Raw genomic sequence first — 1,814 nt, forward strand, 5'->3', positions numbered from 1 at the left:
CCGCCCCCCGCCCCGAGCCTGCTGCCTCCGACGGTCACCCCACCTCCGGGTGTCCGAGCCCCTGAGGCCACTCCGCTGATCGCGACGGGGCCGCCGCCCGCACCCGCCGGGCCGGCACCCAGCCCGGCACCCAGCCCGGCACCCGGCGCGCCCGCGGAACCGTCCGAGCCCCCGGCATACGCCCGATCGGTCCCGCCGACCACGGAGCCGACCTTCGCCGTGCCCATCGCGATGCCGGTCGCATCGGTGCCCAAAGGCGACGTCGGGGCGCTCGACGACGACGAGACGGAGCTGACCGTCGACCGCAGCGCGCTGCTCGAGGCACGCAAGGCCGCGCAGAACCAGACCATCTCCGGCCCGAGCGTGCTCGCCGTCCTCTGCGCAGCCGGTCACCCGACGCCGCCGCACAGCGACCGGTGCCGGGTGTGCGGCTCGAGCATCCGGCCGCAGGAGCCGTTCACGATGCCGCGACCGCCTCTCGGGGTGCTGCGGCTCTCGACCGGCGACGTGGTCACGCTCGACCGCAGCGTCCTGCTCGGCCGCGCCCCCAAGCTCGGCGAGGGGCTGGCCGCCCACGACCGCCCGCACGTCGTCAAGGTGCCGAGCCCCGAGCGGGACGTCTCCCGCAACCACGTCGAGGTCATCCTCGAGGGCTGGCACGTCCTCATCCGCGACCTCGGGACGACGAACGGCACGACGGTGACGCTGCCCGGCGAGAGTCCCCTGCGCCTGCGCGCCAACGACCAGCAGGTCCTCGAGCCGGGGTCGTACGTGTCCATGGCCGACGAGGTCTCGTTCACCTTCGAGGCGGCGTCGTGAAGAAGGGCGCGCCCCCGAAGATCCCGGGGCTCGTCTTCGTCCAGCCGCTCGGCTCCGGCGGCTACGCCGACGTCTTCCTCTACGAGCAGCAGAGCCCCCGCATGCCGGTCGCGGTGAAGGTGCTCAAGTCCGAGGGTCTGACCGACGCCCTGCGCCAGCAGTTCGTCGACGAGGCCGACACGATGGCCGCCCTCGGCGACCACCCCTACATCGTGCAGGTCTTCCGGTCCGGCACCTCCGACGACGGCCGTCCGTACCTCGTCATGAAGTACTACCCGCCGCCGAACCTCGCGATGCGGGCGCGCGCCGAGCGCTTCTCCGTGGAGGACGTGCTGCGCACCGGCATCCAGCTCGCGAGCGCCGTCGAGACGGCGCACCGCGCCCACATCACGCACCGCGACATCAAGCCGGCCAACGTGCTCATCAGCGCCTACGGCGCCCCCGGACTGACCGACTTCGGCATCGCGGGCCGCGGCGCGCGTGAGGGTGACGCCCCGCCGGAGGCCACCGACGACGTCGGCGTCTCGGTCCCGTGGGCGCCCCCGGAGGTCCTCTACGGCCAGAGCAACGGCGACGAACGCTCCGACGTCTACTCCCTCGCCGCCACCCTGTGGCAGCTGCTCGTGGGTCGATCGCCGTTCGAGGTGCCCGGCGGGGACAACTCTGCGTATGCATTGATGCCGCGGATCCGCAGCACCGCACCGCCGGCGACCGGGCGCCAGGACGTCCCGGCCGGTCTCGAGCGCCTGCTGTCCCAGGCCATGGCCAAGGATCCCGCGCACCGCCCGACGTCGGCACTCGAGCTCGCCCGCGCGCTCCAGGCCGTCGAGCAGCAGCAGCGGCTGGGCCGCACGCCCATCGTCGTGCTCGACGAGCAGGGCCACACGACCCTGGTCAGCCAGACGCAAGGCTCACCGACGGGCCGCGGCGGGGACGACGAGGACCGCACGCGCGTCAAGGCCCCGCAGACCGTCGTCGCGCAACCGGTCGGGCCC

General features: G+C 73.8%; 2 protein-coding genes. Both read left to right on the plus strand.

The window, feature by feature from the left end:
• Window positions 1-819, plus strand: an 819-nt coding sequence (locus AC1DP0_RS21535; RefSeq protein ID WP_478088556.1) for an FHA domain-containing protein, incomplete at its 5' end; no start/stop codon positions are given.
• The coding region (locus AC1DP0_RS21540) for a serine/threonine-protein kinase (protein WP_478088559.1) at window positions 816-1,814 on the plus strand (999 nt) is incomplete at its 3' end. The genes AC1DP0_RS21535 and AC1DP0_RS21540, both read left to right, overlap by 4 nt.

The organism is Terrabacter sp. P5_B1 (assembly GCF_056400505.1).